Raw genomic sequence first — 24,784 nt, forward strand, 5'->3', positions numbered from 1 at the left:
TCTGCGAGGGTCGGGAACACCGTTGAATCCACAGTCCCACCATTGCAGGCGGGCATGCCGATGGGCCCGCTGGTCACGGGCTTCGGCGCTGTCAGGTGCGTGGTGGGGTGAGGTCGCAGAGGTTGAGGCGGGTAACCGTGTAAGTGCGGCCGGGGAGGTCGTGGAGTCTGCCGTGCCGTCGGTGCTGTCGATCGGGCGGCCGCGCAGGTGGCGGTTTCGGGACAGCTGGTTCTGGTTCGGACCCCGTTTCGGCGGCCGCGTGGCGGATCCTTGCGATGAGGTCGCGGACGCGCTGTTTCGTGACCCGCGCATGGTCGTCGATGACGGCGCCGGTGGAGCGGTGGAACGTGAAGCCGCCGTGCCCGTCAGGCTTGATGATCAGCTTGTTCGGATGCACGAGGTGGTGGCAGCCGCCGCAGACCCCGATCAGATTGTCGAGATCGGTTTTGCCGCCGTCGCGGTTCCACCAGTTGACGTGGTGGAACTCGAGGAAGCTGGATCCGCAGCCGGGGTTGGCGCAGATGCCGTCTTGTCTGGCGGTGATCGCTTTACGTTGCGTGGCGGTGGCGAGGCGGCTGGTACGGCCGACGTTGAGGATGTTGGCCTGCGGGACGGGGCCACCAGTGACGCCGTGAGTGAGGACACCCGCTGTGTCGGCGCCGCAGGTGAGGTAGCCGAGGAGTTGGGAGCCGATGGGTCCGAACCCGACCAACGTGGCCGGGCGGGCACCAGGCAGACGCAGGAGGGTTTCGAGGTCGGCAAGGACGAGCAGCGAAACATCGGCACGACGACGCGGCTTCGGCGGCTCCTGCTCGGCCTGTTCCGACGCGTCCGGCTGCTCTGATGGCTGCGCCTGCTGACCCTCGTCGGGTCGTGGGGTGTTTTGGTCGTCGACCATGCGTCCGAGTCCGTCGACTCGTCGGTCCGACGGTGCACGGTCGTCACCGTCGTACTCAGGCATTGACACGGTTTTCAGCCATTGGGAGAACTTTGCTCCGGTGACGGGGTCGAGCATCCCGGACACATAAAACCCGTCACCACATTTGTCGACCCGGATGTCTCGCTTGTTCATCCCCCGCTGGTACGCCTTATCGCGTTCTTCACAGTTCACGATGTCGTTGAGCTCGTTGATCGCGACCCGCAGATCACGGGGCTCACACTTACGTGCGAGCGGGACGAGGATGTCTTGGAGGTCGGTCATGATGTCGGCGCCGACCTTGGTGACACCGACGGTGAACTCGTCGACATGCGCCGCACGAATCTGCCCGGCATCCAGAGCGGCCGCAACTTTCGGGAGGGTTTTCAACGTCTGGCCGGCTTTGGTGTGCCGCCGCGACTCACCCAACCCCATCCGCAACTCCTGACGAGCCCAACCGGCGACCGTGGACGCACCGTCGGACTTATGGGCCTCGGACTCTTTGAGCTGGGCGAACAGAGAGGCGCGTACCCCGTCGAGCAGATCCAACGCGGCTTGCAGGTCCCGCAACGACTGGCACAGCTGCTCATCAGTCGCGAGACCAATGAGTTCGGAAGCGTTCGCAGCCTGACCCGCGAGGTCGCGGAGGCGGGTGTAGGTCTGCGGTTCGAACATGAACCTATTGTATCGTAAGCGTGTTCGATAAACAAGTGAGGAGGAGCCGAATCGCCTTGTTTTAAAGAGGAATCGGCGAATCGGCAAGCGGTGAAGGTCCGAGCAAATGGGGCGGGAGGGTCGCGGGAAGGCGGCCACCGACGCGTACCCCGCGTCGTCGCCGCCAAAGAAGAGAACCGCAGCGAGCGGAAACTATGAAGGCCGGAACCGAAGTAGGCGGAACGATGAAGGAGCCAGCCGAGAAGCGCACCTACCGCGCCGGCTGACTCAACCCCAGCTGAACCGCGAACACACTGAGCAGCGACCCGACAACCCACCGCGAGACGCGCTCTGCGGTCTGACTGCGCTGCAGTAACCCAGAAACACCCGCGGCGGCCAGAACCCAGGCGGCGTTGACGGTTGCGGCGACGACGATCTGCACTGCGCCGAGCTGTGCAATCTGCAACGCAACACTGCCTCGGTCGGGGTCGACGAACTGCGGCAGCAACGCCGCGTACATCAACGCGATCTTCGGGTTCAGCAAGCAGGTCGTGAGGCCCATGAGGTAAAGGCGCCGCGAGGTATGAGCAGCGACCTCCCCGGCACGAAAGACGGTTCGCCCGCCGCGGACGATGCCGACCGCGAGATACAGCAGGTATAGCGCTCCGGCGATCTTGACGATGATGAACAGCGCGGGAACGGTCGTGAAGAGTACGGAGAGTCCGGCCGTCGTGGCGAGTACGTACATCGTGAATCCGGTGATCACGCCCGCGAGCGAGGTCATCCCGGCGGTGCGACCCTGACTGATGGACCGCGATACGAGGTACATCATGTTCGGTCCGGGCGTGATGACCATGCCGAATGCGATGATCGCGACACCCGCAACCGCGGCCCAGGTCACCATCGAACTTCCCCCTTCGTCGACCTCATGACCAGCGTACGCACGCCCGAAGGCAGATAACGAGACGTCCGAACGTTGAGATCGGTCAGTCGCTCAGCCGGTCCTCCAGCAGCCGTGCGATGTCCAGGGCACGACCGCCGTCGCTGTCGCCGCCTTCGGCGTCCCAGACCGCGGAGAGGATGCAGCCGGCGTACGCCCACGCGGTTGCGCGGTCGAGCGGAATGCCGAGGCCGTCGGCGATGCGCTCCAGCCTGCCGGGCACGAGAGCCAGCAGAGCGTCGTCGTGGCGCCACGGATCGGGGTTGTAGAGAAGTGGTGCGATCTCGTAGCCCGGGTCGCCGACCATGCCGTGCGGGTCGATCGCCAACCAGGCTTCGCGTTCTGCCCGCAGCACGTTGTCGTGGTGGAGGTCGCCGTGGAGCACCACCTGCTGGGTTGCCGACGCGCAAAGGTCGTCGAACAGCGACAGCGCACGTTCCACCATCGCGATCGGCGGCGCATCACACGGTACGTAGCGCAGATGGTCGCAGAATGACGCGCGGTGAACTGACACGTCGGGCAGCGCAACACCGACAGGTGGGGCGACATGCAGCCTCCGCAGCAGGTCGCTGATGACGTCGGTCGCTGCGTCGTCGCGTTCGGGAACCAGCTCGCGCAGCAGTACACCCGGCGAGGCTCGCTCGAGGAGCAACGCGCCGTACTCGAGGTCGCGGTCGAGCAGCCGGACGGCACCGTCGCCGGCGAAGCACCGCAACGCGGCCGCTTCCTCGTACAGGTGCTCCGAGGTGGGCACCCCCAGCTTCAGGACCGCCGCGGATCCATCGGCACGGCGTACTGGCGCGACCCAGTTGAAGCTCAGCGCGTACGGCTCGCCGACCTCCAGGCGCCACGTTCGGGCTACGGAGGCGATGACGTCCGGCAGTTCCTCCAGCCAACGTGCACCGGCAATACCCCACGCAGCTTCGACATTCGTACGTAGGCCGACCGGCACGTCGTACGCGCTCTCGGTCACGCCCTCGCCGCCGGCGCCGCGACCTGATGACGACGCAACCCGTACGTGACCGCGTCGAGCAGCGCCTCCCACGAGGCTTCGACGATGTTGTGCCCCACACCGACCGTCACCCAGGTGTCGGTGCCGTCCGCGGTCTCGATCAGCACTCGGATCACGGCATCGGTGCCGTGCCCCTGGTCGAGGATTCGTACCCGGTAGTCGGTGAGTCGGAACTGCCCGACCTGCGGGTACGCCTGCTCGATGGCCTGGCGCAGCGCGTGATCCAGCGCATTGACCGGGCCGTTGCCTTCACCAGTCACGACGATGCGTTGTCCGGCGGCACGCAGCTTCACGGTCGCCTCCGACAGGGCCTCGGCATCGGCCGGAGTGTTCGACTCGGTGATGACGCGCCACGACTCGACGGCGAAGTACGCCGGCCGGTTGCCTTCGACCTCTTCGGCGAGCAGTAGGTCGAACGACGCATCTGCCGCCTCGAAGGTGTAGCCGGTCTGCTCGAGCCTCTTGACCCGGTCGGTGATCCGGGCGAGCTGGTCGGCGTCGGACGTCAGATCGTAGCCGAGTTCCTTTCCCTTCAGCTCGATGCTCGCGCGTCCGGCCATCTCCGAGACGAGCAGCCGCATATCGTTGCCGACCAGCTCGGGATCGATGTGCTGATAGAGATCGGGGTCGACCCGGATCGCGCTCGCGTGCAGGCCGGCCTTGTGCGCGAACGACGAGACCCCGACGTACGGCTGGCGCGACGACGGCGGGATGTTCGTGACCTCGGCGATCGCATGCGCGATGCGGCTCGCCTCGCGCAGAGACGTTACGGGCAGCAAATCGTGACCGAGTTTCAGCTGCAGGTTGGCGACGACAGTGATGAGGTCAGCATTGCCCGTACGCTCGCCGTAGCCGTTGACGCACCCTTGCATATGGCTCGCGCCCGCATCGACCGCTGCCACCGAGTTGGCGACCGCGCAGCCGGTGTCGTTGTGGCAGTGGATGCCCAGGCGTGCACCGGTCTCATCGGCGACGGAGCCGACGATGTCACTCACCCACGTCGGAAGCATGCCGCCGTTCGTATCGCAGAGTACGACTACTTCGGCGCCCGCACCGGCGGCCGTACGTACGACCTCGAGCGCATAGTCGCGGTTCGACCGGTATCCGTCGAAGAAGTGCTCACAGTCGAGGAAGACGCGGCGCCCCTCGGCCCGCAGATGCTCGACCGTGTCGGCGACCATCGCGAGGTTCTCGTCGAGCGTCGTACGCAGCGCGAGCTCTACATGGCGGTCATGGCTCTTCGCCACCAAGGTCACCACCGATGCCTCGGAGTCGCGCAGGGCGGCGACCTGGGGGTCGTCGGCGGCGCGCGTACCCGGTCGACGGGTCGCGCCGAACGCCGCGAGCGTTGCGGTCTGCAGCGCCAGCTCAGTTCGTGCACGGGCGAAGAACTCGGTGTCCTTGGGGTTCGACCCCGGCCAACCGCCCTCGATGTAGCCGACCCCCAGCTCGTCGAGATGCCGCGCAATACCGAGTTTGTCGGCGACAGAGAGGTTGAGACCTTCCTGCTGTGCGCCGTCGCGCAGGGTCGTGTCGTAGACGTGGAAGCTGTCGGTGGCACTCACGGTGCGTCCTTTGCTGCTGAGGGGTTTGACCAAATAAAAAAGCCCCCCGTGGGTACGAGAGGCTGCGCGTCTGGCTCGGATTGCGAGCTAGACGCGCCTGGGAATGATCGTGGCGCTGGTGTGCACGGTCCCAGTGTGCCACGCACACAGCATCACGGGCGCACCCCGACCCGCGTTCTCAGTATCCGAAACGCCGTCGGTACGCTCGTGGCCGTGACCCACGAGCTTCCCCGCACCGCCGATGTGCGCGCGATCTACCTCGTGCTCACGCCCCGGGCCGTCGACCTGAACGAGAGCGGAGAGGTCGACGTACGCCCGTTCGCCGACGACTCCCGAGCCTTGCCTCCTCCCGATCTGCTGGTCGCGCGCGGCAGCACGCTCGACGACCTCGAGCTCCTCGCCGACCGCACCCATGTCCTCGCCGTCACCAAGGCGAGCGGCGTCGAGGACGCACACGGGATCGAATGCGCCGCACGCTCACGTGCTCTGCGGGTCGCCGCCGAGCACGACGGCCTCGTGATCGACACCGCCGTACCGCGGATCCTGCACGGCGACGCGTCGCACACTCCCGACGCACACGAATGGTTCGCGTTCTCCCATACGGATACCTCGATCCGTACGCACGGGCTGGCGCGGTTCGGCCTGCCCGAGCTCGGCAACGACCAGGCGAGCTCCGAGCTCCTGCCGATGTACGACGCAGTACTCGTTGGAGTCGCACAGCGGCTGATCGAGGAGTGGCCGGCCAACGACCCGATCGGACCCGCCACGATCACGTTGCGCGATATCGCACGTGGGTACGGCGACGCGTTCACCGAGGGAGACGATCCGACGCTGACCCGCAGCGTGAACGTCAGCCTGCGTTACGACAAGGGCCGCCAACTGCTGGAGGTCGTACTCCACGACGACCCGGCCACCGCGCTGTTCGGCTAGACGCGGCCTACGCCACGGTGTGCATCCAGCCGCGCCGATCGTCGGCGCGGCCGTACTGGATGTCCACCAGGGCCTCGCGGATCGCCATTGTCACCTTGCCCGCTTCGCCGTCTCCGCTGCGCGCCTCTGCGACGTCGTCGCCGTCGGCCCATTTGAGCGTGCCGACCGGGGTGACGACTGCTGCGGTGCCGCATGCGAACACCTCGGTGATCCGCCCGTCACGTACGCCGTCGCGCCACTCGTCGATGCCGACGCGCCGCTCGATGACCGTATGACCGAGGTCGGAGGCGAGGGTCATCACCGAGTCGCGGGTGATGCCCTCGAGAATCGATCCGGACAGCTCTGGAGTGACGATCGACCCGTCGTCGTAGACGAAGTAGAGGTTCATACCGCCGAGCTCTTCGACCCACTGGTGCTCGACGTCATCGAGGAACACCACCTGGTCGCACCCGTGCTCGGAGGCTTGGCTCTGCGGCAGCAGGCTCGCCGCATAGTTGCCTCCGCATTTGGCCGCACCGGTGCCGCCCGTGCCCGCGCGGGCGTAATCGGTCGACAGCCAGATCGACACCGGCTTGACACCCCCGGCGAAGTACGCGCCAGCCGGCGAGGCGATGACCGAGAAGGTCACATGCTTCGACGGCCGCACGCCGAGGAACACCTCGGACGCGAACATGAACGGGCGTACGTACAGGCTCGTCTCACCGCCCGACGGAACCCACGCCGCGTCGGCGCGGATCAGGGCGTCGATGGCAGAGACGAAAAGCTCTTCGGGCAGCTTCGGCAACGCCAGGCGCTCAGACGAGCGCTGCATCCGAGCGGCGTTCGAATGCGGCCGGAACGTGCGGATCGAACCGTCGGGATGCGCGTACGCCTTGAGTCCTTCGAAGATCTCCTGCGCGTAGTGCAGCACCGCCGTCGCCGGGTCGATCGACAGTGGACCGTACGCAACGACCCGTGGGTCCTGCCAGCCGCCCTCGGGAGTCCACTCCGCCAGGAACATGTGGTCGGTGAAGTACGAGCCGAAGCCTGGGTCGGCGAGGATCTCCGCGCGGCGCTCGGGTGACGTGGGCGCGGGGTTTGCATCGAGGCGGATGGACGGCGTTGTCATGTTCTGCACGTTACCAATCATTCACTGGCGAGCCGGTACGGATCGGTCGATCGGCATCGGAGGCGGGTCGCCGTCCGCCGACGACGTCGTGCATCCAGCCGTACAGGTCGGGGACACGGCCGTGCTGGATGCCGACCAGCGCGTCCCGCAATGCGCGCGTCACCTCTGCTCTCGCAGGGTCGGGCACGCTCGCGGTACACACGGAGTCTCCGTCGGCCCAGCAGAGCCGGCCGATCGGCGTCACCACCGTGGCCGTGCCGCAGCCGAAGACCTCGGTGATCGCCCCGTCACGTACGCCGTCGCGCCATTCGTCGATGCTGATCCGTCGCTCGACCACCCGGTGGCCGAGGTCGGCCGCGATGGTCTTGAGCGAGTCGCGGGTGATGCCGGCGAGGATCGACCCGGACAGCTCCGGGGTGACGATCGTGCCGTCGGCGAGCACGAAGCCGACGTTCATCGCGCCGATCTCCTCGACCCACCGTTGCTCGGCGTCGTCGACGAACACGACCTGGTCGCATCCGTGCGCCAGAGCCTGCGCCTGCGGCAACAGACTCGCGGCGTAGTTACTGCCGGACTTTGCCGCTCCGGTGCCACCCGAGCCCGCACGCGCGTGCTCCGCCGAGAGCCAGACGTCGACGGGCTTGAGTCCGCCGTCGAAGTACGGGCCAGCCGGCGAGGCGATCACCGCGAAGGTCGCGCTACGCGCCGCACGGACGCCGACGAACGCCTCCGTTGCGAACAGGAACGGCCGGATGTACAGGCTGGCCTCGTCGCCTTTCGGTACCCATTCGGAGTCCGCTCGGACCAGCCGGTCGATCGCGCCGACGAACAGCTCATCGGGTACGGCGGGCAATGCCAGCCGCGCGGCCGAGCGCCGCAGCCGGGCCGCGTTGGCGTACGGCCGGAACGTACGTATGCCGCCGTCGGGGTGTGCGTACGCCTTGAGTCCTTCGAAGATCTCCTGCGCGTAGTGCAGCACCGCGGAAGCAGGGTCGATCGACAGCGGACCGTACGGTACGACGCGCGGATCCTGCCAGCCGTCGCCGATGGTCCACTCGGCGACGAACATGTGGTCGGTGAAATGAGTACCGAAGCGCGGTTCTTCCAGAATCTCCGCGCGACGCTCCGGCGTCGCCGGAGCTGGGTTGGAGGTGGTGCTGATCGGGTGGGTGGCCGTCGCGGTCACGTGGACTCGCCTCCTGGCTGAGTGGTGAGGGGTTGAGGCCGTACGGCCTCTCGGGTCAGCCGACCCGTACGCCCTCGGCCACGCGCGCAGCGATGGCCTCGCCCACCTCCTCGGTGCGTCGCGGTGCGGATCCCCGCTCGGCGATATCGGCCTCGACCGCGCGCTCGACATCGTGCGCGGCGGCCGAATGGCCGAGGTGGTCGAGCAGCAGCGCCGTCGACAGGATCGCCGCGGTCGGGTCGGCCTTCGACTGGCCGGCGATGTCGGGAGCCGATCCGTGTACCGGCTCGAACATGCTCGGGGCCGTGCGGTCGGGGTTCACGTTTCCGCTTGCGGCCAGGCCGATGCCTCCGGTGATGGCGGCGGCGAGGTCGGTGATGATGTCGCCGAACAGGTTGTCGGTGACGATGACGTCGAAGCGGGCCGGATCGGTCGCGAGGAAGATCGTGGCGGCGTCGACATGCAGGTAGTCGACGGCGATGTCCGGGAACTCTGCCGCGACCCGGTCGACGGTGCGTTTCCAGAGGTGGCCGGCGTGCACCAGCACGTTGTTCTTGTGTACGAGCGTGAGCTTCTTGGCCGGCCGTGCGGCCGCCCGCGCGAACGCGTCGCGTACGACTCGCTCGACGCCGTGCGCGGTGTTGACACTGACCTCGGTCGCGATCTCGTGCGGCGTGCCGACGCGCAGTGCGCCGCCATTGCCGACGTACGGACCTTCGGTGCCCTCGCGGACGACGACGAAGTCGATCTCGCCCGGATCGCTCAACGGCGACGGAACTCCGGTGAACAGCTTCGACGGGCGGAGGTTGACGTAGTGGTCGAGCTCGAACCGCAGCCGCAGCAGCAACCCCCGCTCGAGTACGCCGGACGGGACGCCTGGGTCACCGACAGCGCCGAGCAGAATAGCGTCGTGGCCGCGGATCTCCTCGAGTACCGAGTCCGGAAGGGTTTCGCCGCTGGCGTGGTAACGCCGGGCGCCGAGGTCGTACTCGGTGGTCGTGAACGAAAGGTCGTACGCGGGTGCGATGGTGTCGAGCACCCGGAGCGCCTCGTGGGTCACTTCGGGGCCGATTCCGTCGCCCGGGACGACTGCGAGTGAGGTCATGTGAGGACTCTAGTCATGACTGGGGAAGCCGAACTTCGCGTCTCAGTTGTCGTCGGGGCGTTCGCCGCCGTTGTCGCGCAGATCCATCGCGTTCTGCACGGCACTCTGGCCGTCGTACTTGTCGCGCAGGTGGCTCGGGCCCCACTCGGGGTACATGTCATACATCGGTCTCTCCTGTGATCGTTGTGAATCGGGCGGAATAGGGAAAACGCTCGGCGGTTGGCTTGGAGTTCCAGCCAGGCCGTGCGACGTACCGTCCGATGGATCACATCGAAGAGGTCTGCTGCCGAGAAAGGTAACGCTGTTTGCGGGTTCATCCTCGCGGCGGGAGCTCCAGGCCAAACGCCGAACTCCGCGGCGAGGGTGGCCTATGTGGCCTCGCCGCGGCAGCTGAGAATTACTACGAACTTCCGCATGATGCGGATTACGTTAGGTCACCGTTCAGTCACGAGCCAGCGGATTCGGCCGACTTCTCAGATTCCGAGACGCAAAACTCAGTTGCTGGACTGTGCGAGACTGCCCGGGTGAGCGCGCCCCCCGACGTACCTCCATTGGTCACCCGCGCCTTGGAGCTGTCCAGGCAAGAGGGATTCATCACCGCGACCCGCCACGAGACCGGCAGACTGCTCGCCACGCTCTCCGCCTCGCGGGCAGGCACCCTCGCGGAACTGGGCACCGGTTGCGGTGTCGGGTCGGCATGGATCAGCAGCGGTACGCGTGGCGACGCTCACGTCGTGACGGCCGAGGTCGATCCGTCGCTGGCGGAGAAGGTGCAGGAGATCTTCGCCGAGGTCCCCGAGGTCGAGGTGATCGCCGGCGACTGGACGACGCTCGAGCAGTACGCGCCGTTCTCGCTGCTGTTCGTCGACGTACGCGACGTCAAGGGCAGTGTCGAGGCGGTGTGCGATCTGATGGAGCCCGGCGGTGTCGTCGTGCTCGATGACTTCACCCCGTGCGAGTCGTGGCCGCCGATCTTCGAAGGGCGGGTCGACGTGATGCGCGAGCAATGGCTCAGCGACGAGCGCTTCACGGCCGTCGAGGTGATGGTCTCCCCCGACTCATCGGTGTTGCTCGCGACCCGTCGCTGAGCCAAGACACCTCATCTCGGCAGACGCTCGACGTCAGCTCGCCTCGGGTCGCGGGGCCTCGCCGACCCGCGCGTGCCGCGAGATGAGGTCGGCGTACCACCGAGCGCTCGACTTCGGCAGCCGGCGTTGGTCGTCGTAGTCGACGTAGACGATCCCGAACCGCTTCGTGTAGCCGTACGCCCACTCGAAGTTGTCCAGCAGCGACCAGACGAAGTAGCCCCCGACGGGGGCACCCGCCTCGATGGCGTCGCCGACGGCGGCGATGTGGCGCGCGAGGTACTCCACTCGCATCGGATCATGGACCCGGCCGTCTCCGTCGACCCGGTCGTCGTACGCGGCGCCGTTCTCGGTCACCAAGAGCTCGACGGCCGGCGCCTGGCGGTGTACGCGCAGCAGCAGGTCGGTGAGCCCACGCGGGTCGATGCTCCACCCCATCACGGTGTACGGCCCGGGCTGGCGGGGGAACTCGATGTCATCGGAGGCCGGCCAGGCGGATGACTCGCCGTCACCGTGTCCGTCGGCCTCTTCGCGAGGTGCGGCACCGTCGTACGCGCGTACGACGGTCGGACTGTAGTAGTTCACGCCGACGACGTCGAGCGGTCGACAGATCATGTCGAGATCGCCGTCGCGGACGAACGACCAGTCGGTGACGCTTTGCGTCTCATCCACGACGTCGGCCGGATAACGACCGTCGAGCATCGGGTCGAGGAAGACGCGGTTCTGTAGACCGTCGACCCGTCTCGCCGCCGCCGTGTCGCTATCGGCCAGCGTCTCCGGACGAACGGACGCCAGGTTGAGGGTGACGCCGACCTTCGCGTTCGGTGCGTACGCCCGGATCGACTCGACGGCGAGGCCGTGCGCGAGGTTGAGGTGATGCACGGCTGCGAGTGCGTCCGCGGGGTCGGTGCGCCCGGGCGCATGTACTCCACTGGCATATCCGAGATACGCCGAACACCATGGCTCGTTGACGGTGATGAACGTGCCGACGCGGTCACCGAGCCGCTCCGCGACGACGGCCGCGTACTCGCCGAAACGCTCAGCCGTCTCGCGCCGGGGCCAACCGCCCGCGTCCTCGAGCCGCTGCGGCAGATCCCAGTGGTAGAGGGTCACCACGGGATCGATTCCCGCGTCGAGTAACGCGTCGGTGAGCCTCGCGTAGAAGTCGAGACCCTTCGGGTTCACCGGGCCGAGGCGGGTCTCGTCGACGTCCGGCGTGACCCGCGGCCAGGAGATGGAGAAGCGGTACGCGTCGAGGCCGAGCTCGCGCATCAGCCGTACGTCCTCGAGGTAGCGGTTGTAGTGGTCGCAGGCGATATCACCGTTGTGGTCGCGAAGCACTTGTCCGGGCGTGTGGCTGAACGTGTCCCAGATCGACGGGGAGCGACCGTCGGTGCGTACTGCACCCTCGATCTGATAGGACGCGGTCGCGGCACCCCACACAAAGCCCGTTGGGAATGCCGACTCGACTCCGGCGGTGGCGGCGGTCTCGGCTGTTTGTCGTGTCGTCATGAGCGTGCGGACGCCGCGGCGCCCCCTCCCTCGGTAGATCGGTGGATGGTCTTCTGCTGGAACGGGTACGCGGTCATCCCTTGACGGCTCCGGCCATGATGCCGCCGACGATCTGGCGGCCAAGGATCACGAACGCGATCAGCACCGGAGCGGTGCCGACGAGAGTTCCCGCCATGATCACCGCGGTGTCCGGCACGTAGCCGCTGCCCAGATTGTTGAGCGCGACCTGCACGGTGGGGTTCTCGGAGTTCAGCGTGATGATCGGCCAGAAGAAGTCGTTCCAGGCGGTCATGAACGTGAGCATCCCGAGCACCGCCATGCCCGGCCGGGCGGAGGGCAGTACGACACTCCAGAACATCCGCAACGCGGACGCCCCGTCGACACGCGCCGCCTCGATCAGCTCATCGGGCAGCGACTGCGCGATGTACTGCCGCATGAAGAAGACCCCGAACGCCGTGACCAGCGTCGGCAGGATCACCGAGGCCAGCGTGCCGATCAGGCCGTAGTCGGACATCACCATGAACAGCGGAACGACGCCGAGCGTCGGTGGGATCATCATCGTCGCGACGGTGAATGCGAACAACGCGTTGCGACCGCGGAACCGCAGCTTCGCGAACGCATAGCCGGCGGACGTACAGAACAACACGGTGCCGACGGTGATCGCGGTCGACACGACCACCGAGTTTGTGATCGCGAGTCCGATCTGCTGCTGCTCCAACGCAGTGGTGACGTTCGACCAGAGATCCGGGCCGGGCGTCAGCGGAGGCGGCGACTTCGCCATGTCCGACATCGGCCTGCTACCCGCGACGATCATGTAGTAGAAGGGGAACGCGAACGCGATCGCGGTCAGCGCGAGTAGTGCGTACCCGACGGGCCCGAGCCCGGTGCCCGATCTGTTGCGGCCGGCGATCATGCTTCCTCCCCGAGCAACGTCGTGCCACGCATGCGCCATCGGGCGATTGCGGTGTTCAGCAGTACGAGCAGCACGATCAGCAGGAACGAAACCCACGCGATCGCCGCGGCCCGGCCGAGTGCTCCGAACTGCCAGCCCTGTTGGTACATGAGCAATCCGAGCGTCTGATACTGGTGCTGGCTACCGCCCTGCGGTATGCCGCCGCCGAAGAGCAACGGCTCGCCGAAGAGCTGGGTCGCGCCGATCGTCGACACGACGATCGTGAACAGGATCGTCGGCCGTAGCCCGGGCAGCGTGATGTACCGGAACTGCTGCCACTTGCTTGCGCCGTCCAGCGCGGCGGACTCGTAGAGGTCGTACGAGATGGTCTGCATCCCGGCGAGATAGATCAACGCGTTGTAGCCGGTCCAACGCCAGATCACGATGACGGCGATCGCGATCTGGGCGGTCCAGTCGCCGTTGCGCCAGTCGATCGCGTCCATCCCGAACACCGACATCGCCCAGTTCGCGAAGCCTCCGTCAGTGGCGAAGATCTGCCCGAAGATCAAGGTCGCGGCGGCGACCGACGTGGCATACGGAAGGATCATCGAGATGCGGAAGAACATCCGCACCCGCATCCGGTAGTTGAGCAGATGCGCCAGGCCCAAGGCGAGCAACAACTGCGGGATCGTCGACAGCGCGCCGATCGTGACGGTCTTCCACGCTGCGTTGTAGAAGTCGGGGTTGGAGAAGAGCCAGCGGAAGTTCTCGAACCCGACCCACTGCATGTCAGACCCGAGGCGCGCGTCGTACAGGCTGATCCAAGCTGTGTAGATCAACGGGAAAAGCCCGAACGCCGCGAAGATCAAGAAGAACGGCGCGATGAAGGCGTACGGGGCGCCTCGCCGCTCACGCCGGGAGCGACGCTGTCGTCGCCGGTTCGGACGCGTACCTTCCGCCTGGACTCGCGTACGTCTCGGCGCTGGCGCAGTTGTCGGTGTCGTCATCGGCTCTCCGGTCGCAGTTGGTCGCCAAGAACGGATCGGTGCGGCCGGCTTGCGTCGAACCGGCCGCACCAACCCGCTCAGCCCACCTGGTTGTCGACGGTCGAGGAGGCCTGCTCCCAGGCGTCGTCCGCGCTCACGTCACCGGTCTCGACCGACAGCAGCGCTTGCACCATCGCGTTCTTGATCGCCCCGTCGAGGGGGCCGAGAATCTGCGTCGGAGCACTCTGCGCGGACTTCGAAAAGATCTTGCCGATCGGCGCATTGTTGAAGTACTCGTCCTTGACATCGACCACCTGCGCCATCGCGTCGGTGTTCGACGGAAAGTTGCCGACCTCGGAGAACACCTTCGCCTGCTGCTTGGCGTCGGTGAGCCAGGCGATCAGGTCAGCGGCTTCCTCCTTGTTGTCGGATGCTTCGGGGATCGCGAGGTACGAGCCGCCCCAGTTGCCTCCTGCACCGCCCGGAAGCGACATCACGTTCCACTTGCCCTTACCGTCGTCGCCCGCCTTGCCCTTGATGTAACCGACCATCCACGACGGGCAGGCAATGGTCGCGAACGAGCCGGTGGCGAAACCCTTGTCCCAGCTGGCATCGAGGAACTGCTCGAGCCCGGCCGTCAGACCGGACTCCCCTGCCGACGCGGCCAGGTCGAACGCGTTTCGCACGGCGTCGTTGGAGTCGTAGACGAGCTCGCCTTCATCGTCGTAGTAGATGGTGGACTCCGTCGAGATGATCGCGTTGTAAAGGCCGCCCGCGGAGTCGAGGAACGCCGAGTCAGACGGCGCGTTCTGCTGGTACTCCTCGCCGAGCGCGAGCAGGTCGTCCCACGACCCGACGCGCTTGGACAGCTCTGCGGGAGCGCTCGGCAGGCCCGCCTGCTCGTACAGGTCCGAGCGATAGCAGAGAGCCATCGGGCCGATGTCGGTACCCATGCCGATGACCTTCCCGTCATCGGTGGTCGCGGCATCGCTCTTCCATGCGGGATACAAGTCGAGGTTCTTCGCCGCGGCCGTGTCGCTCAGATCCGACCACTTGTCCGACTGGTTCTGCGTCGCCTCCGCGATACGGGCGACCTCGATGCCCTGCACGTCGGCGAGCCCGCTGCCGGAGTTGAGCTTTGTCTGCAACGCCGGCCAGTACTTGTCCTCACCTTGCGTCGACTGGTAGTCGATCTCGATATCGGGGTTCTGCTTCATGTACGCGTCGAAGAGTCCGACCTCGTCGTAGCCGAACGTGCCGAACAGGCTGATCGACACGGTCGTCTTACCGTTCTCGTCCGATTCACTGCTGCCGCCGCAGGCGGCGACGACCATGGTTCCCGCGAGTACGACGGCGATCGCGGCTGTCCGCTTCTTGCGTGCGCTGAGCATAGATCCTCCCGGCCGAGATCACGGCCTTGAATGAACGCTGTGAGAGCGCTCTCACGATGTACGGCATAGAGTGACCCAGGTCACCAGGGTCTGTCAAGAGGCGGCCGCCGGCTCACGCCGACTCACGCCCGACGACCTCGGTCTCCAGCACCAGGGACGTCACCTCGAGCCCCTCGGCGGCGTCGATCAGCAGCCGAGCCATCTGGCGCCCCATCGCATCGAGCGGCTGCCGGATGGTCGTCAGCTGCGGACTCGATGACGCCGCGACGGGCACATCGTCGAAGCCCACAACGGCAAGATCGTCGGGTACGACGCGGCCACGCTCGGCGGCGACCTGGATCGCAGCGACCGCCATCAGGTCGTTGGCGGCGAACAGTCCGTCGACATCGGGAACGTTGTCGAGGAGCTCGACCATCGCCGCACGCCCACCGGCCATGCTGAAGTCGCCGGCGACGATCCGCTCAGCGGACAGCTCGACGCCCGCGGACGCCAGACCTTGTCGAAACCCCTCCAACCGATCGGGTGTGACGGTCATGTCCTCCGGACCGGTGATCGTCGCGATGCGCGTACATCCGCGCTCGAGTAGCACTCGAGCGGCGGCCGCTCCGCCGCCCAGGTTGTCGGACGAGACGTACGGCAGCGCCGGCCGACCACGCGGTGGACGACCGGCAAGTACGACGGGTACCCCGAGCTGATGGACCCGACGGGGCAGGGTGTCGTGCGAATGCACGGAGACGAACATGACGCCGTCGACGTGTCCGCCCGCGGCGTACTGCTCGACCCGCGCCCGGTCGTCGTCGGTCGCCACGATCACGAACAACAAGGGTCGACCGCGCTCGGCCGCGGCGGCGTGGGCGCCCCGAAGCACCGGCGCGAAGAACGGGTCGGAGAAGAAGACGTCCTCGGATTCCGCTACGACGAACGCCAGGGCATCACTCTGCCTGGTGACCAGCGAGCGCGCGGCGCTGTTGGGCACGTACCCGAGGTCGTCGGCCGCCGCACGTACGGAGTCGCGAGCACGCGCGCTGACCCGGGTCGAACCGTTGAGCACGCGGCTCGCGGTCGCTCGCGATACGCCGGCTCGCGCGGCGACCGCTTCCAGGGTCACCGCGGATCGTCGGTTCTCGCTCACGCTGCCCCTTTCCAGGCGATCGAAGTGGGATCAGTATGCACGCGCCGAGTCGGCGGTTCGCCGGTCGGCGGTTCGCGTCGGATTCGCACCGCTACTTCTGACGTACTACATTCAAAAGTTGCATGACCATTGACGGAACTGCGCTCCCCTCATTACGCTCGGTGGCGACTTAGTCACGTGATCCGGGTCACATATCACGAGCAGGAGTTGCAAATGCCCCTCATGGATCCGCATCGCGGGGCGGGCATCCCCCGTCCCGCGAACCGACGTCCGTCCAGATCCGCCGTGCGAAGTGCCGCCGCCCTCACCTTCCTGATGGGACTGCTCGCCGCACTCCTCGCGCCGATCGCGGTCGCTTCGCCGCCCGCACCGACGCAGCAACCCGCCGAGCCCCCGGCGGCGCAACCTGCCAAACAGGGCAAGTTCGACGTACTCGTCTTCTCCAAGACCGCCGGCTTCAGACACGACTCGATACCGGCCGGGATCCGCCGCATCAAGCAGTTGGGCGCGGCGAACGGATTCCGGGTCGACGCGACCGAGGACGCGACGACGTTCCGGGCAAACCGGCTGCGTAAGTACGAGGCCGTGGTGTTCCTCAGCACGACCGGCGACGTACTGAACAACAAGCAGCAGCGCGCCTTCGAGCAATGGATCCGCCAAGGCGGCGGCTACGTCGGCGTCCATGCGGCCGCAGACACCGAGTACGACTGGCCGTTCTACGGCAACCTCGTCGGCACGTACTTCAAGAGCCACCCCGCCGTCCAGGAGGCCACCGTCAAGGTCGCCGACCGGGTGCACCCGTCGACGAAGCATCTGCCGGACCGATGGGTACGCACCGACGAGTGGTACGACTACAAGGCCAATCCGCGCGGTGACGTGCACGTGCTGGCCAGCCTGGACGAGTCCAGCTACGACGGCGGCACGATGGGCAGCGACCACCCGATCGCCTGGTGCCAGCGCTTCGACGGCGCCCGCTCCTGGTACACCGGCGGAGGCCACACCGCCAAGTCGTTCAACGAGCCGGCCTTCGCGAAGCACCTGCTCGGCGGCATCCGCTGGGCGGCCGGCGATGTCGCCGGCGACTGCGGCGGGACGACGGAGCAGGGATTCCAGAAGGTCACGCTGAATGACACCCCCGGCGAACCGATGGGCCTCGCAGTGCTGCCGGACGGTCGGGTGCTGCACACGGACCGCACCGGCGAGGTACGTCTGCACGACCCGGAAACCGGCCTGAACACGCTGGCCGCGAACCTCACGAAGGTCATCTACAGCCACGACGAGGAGGGCGTGCAGAGCGTCGCGATCGATCCGAACTTCAAGCGCAACCGTTGGGTGTACCTCTATCACTCGTTGCCCACCGGCGACACTCCGGTCGATGACCCGTCGACACCGGACGTCAACGAGGGCGATGCTCCGAACACCGGCACTCCCGAGGACTGGGCGAAGTTCAAGGGCGACATGCGACTGTCGCGGTACAAGTTCACCGCCAAGGGGACGCTCAACCTGGACTCCGCGCAGACGATCATCGACATTCCGGTGGACCGAGGTCAGTGCTGCCACGTAGGCGGGCACATCGACTTCGACGGGCAGGGCAACCTCTACCTGTCGACCGGTGATGACTCGAACCCGTTCGAGTCCGACGGCTACACCCCGATCGATGAACGGGAGAACCGCAACCCGGTCTTCGATGCGCAGCGATCGGCGGCGAACACGAACGACCTGCGCGGCAAGGTGCTCCGCATCCATCCGAAGCGCGGCGGCGGTTACACCGTCCCGGACGGGAACCTCTTCCCGAAGGGAGCACCACAGACGCGTCCGGAGATCTACCTGATGGGTCTGCGCAACCCGTTCCGCATCGCAGTCAACAGGGAGAACGGCGACCTGTACGTCGCCGACTACTCACCGGATGCGAACGACGCCGACCCGGATCGCGGACCCGCGGGCCACGGCAAGTGGTTCATCGCCCGTGACTCCGGCAACTACGGGTGGCCGTACTGCGCGACGGCGGAGCTCCCGTACGTCGACTACGACTTCGAGACCAAGGAGTCCGGCGAGTCGTTCGACTGCGCAAACCCGGTGAACGACTCACCGCACAACACTGGGCTGCGCGAGCTCCCGGCGGTGGAGCAACCGGACGTCTACTACACCTACGACGAGTCCGAGGAGTTCCCCGAGCTCGGCACCGGCGGCATCGGCCCCATGGCCGGTCCGGCGTACGACTTCGACAAGGGCTCGAACTCGCGGGTGAAGTGGCCGGAGTACTACGACGGCGCTCCGCTGGCATACGAGTGGACACGTGACTGGATCAGCGAGATGCGTCTTGACGATCGCGGTGATCTCTTCGACATCAACCAGATACTGAAGTCATTCACGTTCGACAACCCGATGGACATCGAGTTCGGCACTGACGGTGCGCTCTACGTTCTCGAGTACGGCGACGGCTACTTCGCGGAGAACCCCACTGCGCAGCTGTCTCGGATCGACTACGTACGCGGCGGTCGTACGCCGATCCCGAAGGTCGAGGCGACCCCGACGAACGGCGATGCACCACTGGAGGTGACCTTCTCCAGTGCGGGCACAAGTGACCCGGACGGCGATCGGTTGACCTACCAGTGGGACTTCGACGCCGACGGAACGTTCGACTCGCAGGAGAAGAACCCGACGCACACGTACCCGGACAACGGCGTCTACCAGGCAACGTTGAAGGTCACCGACCGGACCGGGCGCTCCGCGTCGAGTTCGGTGGAGATCGTGATCGGAAACGACCGGCCGGTACTGGAGTTCATCACCCCGAAGGACGGTGATCCCTTCGAGTTCGGCGACACGGTGCAGTACGAGGTGAAGGTCACCGACGACCAGGAGGTGGACTGCAGCCAGGTGAAGGTGGCCTACATCCTCGGCCACGACAACCACGGTCATCCGCAGACCGAGACCACCGGGTGTAAGGGGCAGCTGGAAGCCCCGCTCGCCGGCGGCCACGAGGGCGAGGACAACCTGCGCGGCGTGTTCCACGCGTCGTACAGCGACCAGGGTCCGGACGGTGACGGTGTCGGCTCGCTCACCGGTGACGCGGAGATCGCACTGGTGCCGACCGGAGGCAACTGACGGAGGAGTCGATCGGGTGGCGGGGCTGCGGCCTCGCCACCCGACGGCTGTTCACTCCTCGTGGAGCCGCACCGACACCAGCGGTAGGAAGAACTGCACGATCGGACCGATCGCGAGCGCGTACACGATGGTGCCGAGCCCGACCGTGCCGCCGAGCAGGAAGCCGAGCACCACGACCGTCACCTCGACCGAGGTACGAATCAGCCGGACGCTCAGTCCGGTCCTGCTCACCAGCGCGAGCCAGAGACCGTCGCGCGGCCCCGGTCCCAGATGCGTACCGATGTAGAGCGCGCCAGCGAGGCCGTTCAGCACGACACCGCCGATGAGCAAGGCGAAACGGGCCACCAACGAGTCGGGTTCGGACATCACGGCGAGCCCGAGATCGGCGGCCAGTCCGATCAGGATCACGTTCAGCACCGTGCCGAGCCCGGGCCACTGCCGCAGCGGGATCCACAACAGCAGCAGGACCGCACCGACGGCGATCACGACCTGCCCGAAGGTCATCGGGAGGTGTCGGGTCACTCCGTCGTGGAAGACGTCCCACGGGTCGAGTCCGAGCACGGACTCGACCATCATCGCCATCGACCAGCCGTAGAGCGCGAGCCCGAACACCAGCTGCGGAAGCCGGCGGGTCAGCTTGCCGGCGCGAAGCTGTTCGATCGGATTCATGACCGGCGGCCGATACGGCGCGCGGCGAGTGCGCAGGAGCGTGGGCATGATTCGATTCTGTACGTAGGTGGCCTGGAAATCGATAGCCAATTGCGAGAGAGTGGACTACATGCCAGCTGCCCAACTCTCTGCTCGTCGGCTCGTCGACCTGTTGTCGGACTATCCGTCGACCAGGCCGGCGTACCGCGCTCTCGCCAACGCGGTACGCGGCGTCCTCGTCGACGGCCGCGTCACCCATCAGACTCGGCTGCCGAGCGAGCGGGAGCTCAGTGTCGCGCTCGGCGTGAGCCGCACAACGGTCACTCGCGCGTACGGCGAGCTCGTCGATTCGGGTTGGGCGACTGCTCGCCGAGGCTCCGGTACGACGCTCGTCCTGCGCGGCCGAGACCACACCGGTGGTGAGTCGTTGATCCCTCCCGACGCCGAGGACGGCGTCATCAACCTGATGATCGCTGCGCCACCTGCACCGCCCGGCACGATGGATGCCGTCGAACGCGCGGTCGCGCTGCTGCCCGCGCGTCTGACCGGGCACGGGTATCGCATGTCCGGTGACCCGTTGTTGCGCGAGCAGATCGCAGCGCACTATGACGATCGCGGCCTCCCCACCGATCCCGAGCAGATCATCGTGACTCCTGGCGCGCTCGCCGCTACCGCGGTCGTGGTGCGGATGCTCATCGGCCGCGGCGACCGCGCGATCATGGAGACCCCGAGCTACCCGAACTCCGTAGAGACGCTTCGCGCCGGTGGTGCTCGTGTCGTCGGCCTCCCGGTCTCCGCAGCCGGGTGGGACGCCGAGGCCTTCGAAGCGACCATCCGGCAGACGGCACCGCGGTTCGCGTTGCTCATCCCCGACTTCCAGAACCCGACCGGCGCTCTCATGGACGCCGAGACCCGCGACCGGTTCGGGACCGTGTTGGCTCGCACACGCACCATCGGCGTCGCCGACGAGACGATGGCCGACCTTCCGATCGACCCGCTCACGATGCCACCTCCGTTCGCCGCTTCGAACCCCGACGTGATCACGATCGGCAGTATCAGCAAGGCGTTCTGGGGCGGCTTCCGGATCGGCTGGCTCCGCGTACCCACCTCGCTGCATGACCGCGTGGTGCAGGCTCGTACGTCGCTCGATCTCGGCTGCAGTCTCGCCGACCAGCTCATCGCGTACGAGATGTTCACCCATCGCGACACGTTGCTCGGTGAACGTCGAGAAGCGCTCCGTGAGTCCCGTGATGTGCTCGTGTCCGAGCTGCGCGATCGCCTGTCCGATTGGGAGTTCACCACACCTCGCGGTGGCATGACACTGTGGGCCCGGATGCCCGAGCCGGTGGCGAGCGCCGTCGTCCTCGCGGCCGAGAGGCACGGATTGCTGCTCGCGTCGGGCGGCCAGTTCGGCGTCGACCAGGACCTTCGGCACTACATACGGCTGCCGTTCGCCGCACCTGCCGACGTACTCCGTGAGGGAGTCGATCGCCTCGCGCGCGCCTACGCTGACGCGATCGCAGAGCCGACGCTCGTACGTGAGCGCGCCGGCTCGTTCATCGCGTAGAGGCCGCCGCAATCACGCCGGGGTCGGCCACGTCTCACCGCGCCAGGCAGCGTCCCAGAACATCCACTCGAACCTCGCGGCGCGTGCGTACGCACCGAGCATCTCATCGCGCCTGCGCTCGGTTGCCGCCGCCGCGACTTCATCGACATGCCGCTCGATGTCTCGAACGGCCTGCTCGAAAGCGGCATCGGCGTACGCGTCGATCCACGCCCGATAAGGGTGATCGGGTTCGGCCGTCTGCGCGACAACGGCCTGGCCCACCTCTTCATAGACCCGGAAGCAGGGCAGCACGCCGGCGAGACCGACTTCGATCGGCGCGTACGCCGCGAGAGTCTGCAACGTGCCGATATAGGCGGCGCAGGTCGGGCTCTGCTCCGGCGCATCGGCCGCCTGCGGGTCGATGCCGCGGGGAGTCAGGTACGCCGCGTGCAGCTCGCGCTCGGCGGTGATCCCCTGCGCAGCGGAGCCGGCGAGCATTGCCGAGGCAGCCGGGTCGGCTGTACGCGCGGCAAGGGTGGCGAGCGCGCGGGCGTACCCGGTCAGGTAATGCGAATCGTCGACGAGATAGCGCGCAAAAACCGCTTCGGGCAGTGAACCGTCGGCCAAGGCCACCAGGAACGGATGGGTCGTGATCGCGTCGTACCACGCCGAGACGGACCGCCACGCCTGTTCGGACCAGCCGACAGTCATCTGTGCTCCCTGGGCAGGAGGCCGCCTTCGAGTTCCCACAGATGGTTCACCGGACTCCGGCCCTCCCCGATCTGCCAGGATGCTGCACTCTCCAAGGCTCCGCTCACATAGCGTTTTGCTCCCTGGATCGCATCGCGCAGCGGCATCGGGTACATCAGGTAGCTGGCGATTGCACTCGAGAGCGTGCAGCCGGTGCCATGCGTGTTCGCAGTGTCTACCCAGTGCGCGGCGAACACCGCCGGGCCTTCTTCGTCGACCAGGATGTCGGTTGCGTAGTCGCCCTCGCGGTGCCCGCCCTTGACGAGGACGGCTCGGGAACCGAGGTCGCGCAGGGCCGATGCCGCCGCGATCATCGAGTCGCGGTCATCCGGCTCGGCAACGCCTGCGAGTACGCCCGCCTCCGGGAGGTTCGGTGTCACGACAGTCGCCAACGGCAACAGGTGCTCGCGAATAGCGTCGACGGTGTCCTCGGGCACGAGGCGGTCACCTGATGTCGCGACCATGACCGGATCCAGCACGACGTCGTACGGGCGGTGCCGCCTGATCGCGTCGGCCAGTCCGATGACGACGTCTGCGGTGCCGAGCATGCCGATCTTGACGGAGGCGACGTCGAGATCGGTCACCACCTGTTCGTACTGGGCGACCACGAAGTCCGCCGGGATCGTGTGAATGTCGCTCACCCCGAGCGTGTTCTGCACAGTCAGCGAGGTGATGACTGCGCCGCTATAGACCTTCAGGGCCGTTGCTGTCTTGAGGTCTGCTTGGATTCCAGCACCGCCCGACGGGTCAGAGCCGGCGACGCTCAGCATTGCGGGTCGCTTCGCCATCATCGTCCTCTCTGGTGATCGCGCGCGTCGTCGACGATCGCGCGTAGCTCGCTCGCGGCGAGCCCCGGGTCCGGCGCCGAGCAGATCGCAGACACCACGGCGATACCGTCGGCTCCGGCGGCGACCACGTCGGCGGCGTTACGTACATCGATGCCGCCGATCGCCACGAGCGGCAGGCCTGGCGGCATCGACTGCCGCAGCGCCGCAACGCCTGCGAGTCCGAGCGGAGTCGTCGTGTCTGTCTTCGTCGCGGTTGCCCAGACCGGGCTGGCGGCGAGGTAGTCGCTCGCTGAGACGTTCGCGGTGTCACCCAGTTGGTCGAAGTCGTGTATCGACCAGCCGATCACACGATCGGCGCCCAGGCGGGCGCGCACGGACACAGGTGGTTCGTCATCGGGTCCGACATGGACGCCGGCGGCGTCGGCTTCCAACGCGGCTTCGGCGTCGTCGTTGACGAGAACGGGTACACCCGTGCCCTTCAAGGCCGTACGAAGGTCGTCGTACTGCTCGGCGAGCGACTCGTGCGAAGCATGTTTGTCGCGCAACTGGACCAACGTGACGCCTCCGGCGACAGCGGCACGTACCACGTCAACCAGTGGACGGCCGGCGGTGTCGCCCGTGACGAGGTACAGGCGCGGGTCGATCTCAACCATCGACATGCTGCGCGAGACCGCCCGCGTCGAGCCGTGCTAGCTCGTCGAGAAGCCTCCACCGCAAGGATCCTGGGCCTTCCGCGGAAGCACCGGCGATCTCTCCCGCGGCCGACATCACTGCGAGTGCTCCGGTCGTCGCCTCGAACGTGTCGTCGTGCGCGGCAAGACATGCCCCGACGAGCGCACTCAATGAGCAGCCGAGTGCGGTGATCATCGGCATCCGCGGGTCGCCACCGCGGAGTACGAGCGGCTCACGTACGCCGTCGGTGACGTAGTCTTCCGGACCGGTCACCGCAACGACTGCGCCAGTACGCTTCGCGAGCGCGTCAGCGTGCCCGCGTACGTCGTCGAGCGAGGCGTCGCTGTCGACTCCCCTGCCGCCCGACGTACTCGTGGCGATGGTGAGGACCTCACTTGCATTGCCGCGGATGACGGTCGGCTCGAACTCGAGAAGGCGGTCGACCGTCTCGCGTCGGTAGGAGGTCGCACCGACCGCGACCGGATCCAGCACCCATGGCTTGCCGGTATCGCGGGCAGCCTCGGCCGCCTCGAGCATGCCGTCGACCCACCGTGGCGACGGCGTGCCGATGTTGGCGACGACGGCACCCGCGATACGCGCGAACTCCCCGGCCTCGCGTGGGTCGTGCACCATCGCCGGCGACGCACCGGCAGCGTTCAACACATTCGCGGCGAGGTCCATGGACACGTAGTTGGTGATGCACTGCACCAGCGGCGCCTGCTCGCGTACGGCCGCGTGCACGGCGATGACTGCGGGCGTGATGTGGCTCATCGTCAGCTCCCTTACGCCGGTATGACCCGGATCAGGTTCGGCGGGTGTGATCTCAGCCTTGCGGCACCCCGGAACGGCGACCCCGACTCT

Annotated in this window: 21 protein-coding genes and 1 riboswitch; of the genes, 4 read left to right on the top strand and 17 right to left on the bottom strand. The window is 66.9% G+C overall.

The window, feature by feature from the left end:
* Positions 1–91: 91 nt before the first annotated feature.
* From MU582_14890 to cimA, 4 genes are all read right to left on the bottom strand, one after another.
* Positions 92–1,591, bottom strand: coding sequence for an HNH endonuclease (locus MU582_14890; GenBank protein UPK73714.1), 1,500 nt, complete (start codon positions 1,589–1,591; stop codon positions 92–94).
* Between the two features lie 250 nt (positions 1,592–1,841).
* A complete protein-coding gene (locus MU582_14895; GenBank protein ID UPK73715.1) occupies positions 1,842–2,474 on the bottom strand; it encodes a LysE family translocator in 633 nt (210 codons plus the stop codon).
* A gap of 82 nt (positions 2,475–2,556) precedes the next feature.
* On the bottom strand, positions 2,557–3,483 hold the full coding sequence (locus tag MU582_14900) for an aminoglycoside phosphotransferase family protein (GenBank protein ID UPK73716.1): 927 nt from the start codon (positions 3,481–3,483) through the stop codon (positions 2,557–2,559).
* Entirely contained in the window at positions 3,480–5,087 is a 1,608-nt protein-coding gene (cimA, locus tag MU582_14905) for a citramalate synthase (protein UPK73717.1), read from the bottom strand. The genes MU582_14900 and cimA overlap by 4 nt, the downstream gene beginning before the upstream one ends.
* Before the next feature lie 213 nt (positions 5,088–5,300).
* Between cimA and MU582_14910 the strand changes: the two genes are divergently transcribed.
* Entirely contained in the window at positions 5,301–6,017 is a 717-nt protein-coding gene (locus MU582_14910) for a hypothetical protein (protein ID UPK73718.1), read from the top strand.
* Positions 6,018–6,024: 7 nt separating this feature from the next.
* Here MU582_14910 and MU582_14915 read toward each other — a convergent pair whose 3' ends face one another.
* The 3 genes from MU582_14915 to MU582_14925 are packed head-to-tail and all read right to left on the bottom strand — an operon-like array spanning position 6,025 to position 9,416.
* The gene (locus MU582_14915; protein UPK73719.1) at positions 6,025–7,125 is read right to left on the bottom strand and encodes a branched-chain amino acid aminotransferase; all 1,101 of its coding nucleotides are present in this window, start codon (positions 7,123–7,125) and stop codon (positions 6,025–6,027) included.
* A 10-nt stretch (positions 7,126–7,135) separates the two neighbouring features.
* Positions 7,136–8,311 (bottom strand): branched-chain amino acid aminotransferase, encoded by a 1,176-nt coding sequence (locus MU582_14920; protein ID UPK73720.1) that lies wholly within the window; start codon positions 8,309–8,311, stop codon positions 7,136–7,138.
* 55 nt (positions 8,312–8,366) lie between these two features.
* Entirely contained in the window at positions 8,367–9,416 is a 1,050-nt protein-coding gene (locus tag MU582_14925; protein ID UPK73721.1) for a 3-isopropylmalate dehydrogenase, read from the bottom strand.
* Positions 9,417–9,940: 524 nt separating this feature from the next.
* On the opposite strand from MU582_14925, the gene MU582_14930 reads away from it, so the two are divergent.
* Positions 9,941–10,504 (top strand): class I SAM-dependent methyltransferase, encoded by a 564-nt coding sequence (locus tag MU582_14930; GenBank protein ID UPK73722.1) that lies wholly within the window; start codon positions 9,941–9,943, stop codon positions 10,502–10,504.
* 33 nt (positions 10,505–10,537) lie between these two features.
* Here the strand turns inward: MU582_14930 and MU582_14935 are convergent, their stop codons facing one another.
* The 5 genes from MU582_14935 to MU582_14955 all read right to left on the bottom strand — a co-directional run bounded on the left by MU582_14935 (position 10,538) and on the right by MU582_14955 (position 16,414).
* The gene (locus MU582_14935) at positions 10,538–12,013 is read right to left on the bottom strand and encodes a GH1 family beta-glucosidase (GenBank protein UPK73723.1); all 1,476 of its coding nucleotides are present in this window, start codon (positions 12,011–12,013) and stop codon (positions 10,538–10,540) included.
* Positions 12,014–12,086: 73 nt separating this feature from the next.
* Positions 12,087–12,926 (bottom strand): carbohydrate ABC transporter permease, encoded by an 840-nt coding sequence (locus tag MU582_14940; protein UPK73724.1) that lies wholly within the window; start codon positions 12,924–12,926, stop codon positions 12,087–12,089.
* Positions 12,923–13,912, bottom strand: a complete 990-nt coding sequence (locus tag MU582_14945) for a sugar ABC transporter permease (GenBank protein UPK73725.1) — start codon at positions 13,910–13,912, stop codon at positions 12,923–12,925. Before MU582_14945 ends, MU582_14940 begins: the two co-directional genes overlap by 4 nt.
* A 77-nt stretch (positions 13,913–13,989) precedes the next feature.
* Positions 13,990–15,282, bottom strand: coding sequence for an extracellular solute-binding protein (locus MU582_14950; GenBank protein ID UPK73726.1), 1,293 nt, complete (start codon positions 15,280–15,282; stop codon positions 13,990–13,992).
* Positions 15,283–15,394: 112 nt separating this feature from the next.
* Positions 15,395–16,414 (bottom strand): LacI family transcriptional regulator, encoded by a 1,020-nt coding sequence (locus tag MU582_14955; protein ID UPK73727.1) that lies wholly within the window; start codon positions 16,412–16,414, stop codon positions 15,395–15,397.
* Positions 16,415–16,627: 213 nt separating this feature from the next.
* Between MU582_14955 and MU582_14960 the strand changes: the two genes are divergently transcribed.
* Entirely contained in the window at positions 16,628–19,519 is a 2,892-nt protein-coding gene (locus MU582_14960) for a ThuA domain-containing protein (protein ID UPK73728.1), read from the top strand.
* A gap of 51 nt (positions 19,520–19,570) precedes the next feature.
* Here the strand turns inward: MU582_14960 and MU582_14965 are convergent, their stop codons facing one another.
* Complete coding sequence (locus tag MU582_14965) at positions 19,571–20,236, bottom strand: hypothetical protein (protein ID UPK73729.1); 666 nt, start codon at positions 20,234–20,236, stop codon at positions 19,571–19,573.
* 61 nt (positions 20,237–20,297) lie between these two features.
* Between MU582_14965 and MU582_14970 the strand changes: the two genes are divergently transcribed.
* Positions 20,298–21,734, top strand: coding sequence for a PLP-dependent aminotransferase family protein (locus MU582_14970; GenBank protein ID UPK73730.1), 1,437 nt, complete (start codon positions 20,298–20,300; stop codon positions 21,732–21,734).
* Positions 21,735–21,746: 12 nt separating this feature from the next.
* Here the strand turns inward: MU582_14970 and MU582_14975 are convergent, their stop codons facing one another.
* The 4 genes from MU582_14975 to thiM all read right to left on the bottom strand — a co-directional run bounded on the left by MU582_14975 (position 21,747) and on the right by thiM (position 24,694).
* On the bottom strand, positions 21,747–22,424 hold the full coding sequence (locus MU582_14975) for a TenA family protein (protein UPK73731.1): 678 nt from the start codon (positions 22,422–22,424) through the stop codon (positions 21,747–21,749).
* Positions 22,421–23,251, bottom strand: a complete 831-nt coding sequence (gene thiD / locus MU582_14980; GenBank protein ID UPK73732.1) for a bifunctional hydroxymethylpyrimidine kinase/phosphomethylpyrimidine kinase — start codon at positions 23,249–23,251, stop codon at positions 22,421–22,423. The genes MU582_14975 and thiD overlap by 4 nt, the downstream gene beginning before the upstream one ends.
* Complete coding sequence (gene thiE / locus MU582_14985) at positions 23,251–23,904, bottom strand: thiamine phosphate synthase (GenBank protein ID UPK73733.1); 654 nt, start codon at positions 23,902–23,904, stop codon at positions 23,251–23,253. The genes thiD and thiE overlap by 1 nt, the downstream gene beginning before the upstream one ends.
* Positions 23,897–24,694 (bottom strand): hydroxyethylthiazole kinase, encoded by a 798-nt coding sequence (gene thiM, locus MU582_14990; GenBank protein UPK73734.1) that lies wholly within the window; start codon positions 24,692–24,694, stop codon positions 23,897–23,899. The genes thiE and thiM overlap by 8 nt, the downstream gene beginning before the upstream one ends.
* Positions 24,683–24,775: riboswitch (TPP riboswitch) on the bottom strand. Its footprint overlaps the gene before it by 12 nt.
* Between the last annotated feature and the right edge of the window lie 9 nt (positions 24,776–24,784).

The sequence above is a fragment of the Nocardioidaceae bacterium SCSIO 66511 genome, assembly GCA_023100825.1.
In the GTDB taxonomy this organism is placed as follows: Bacteria; Actinomycetota; Actinomycetes; order Propionibacteriales; family Nocardioidaceae; genus Solicola.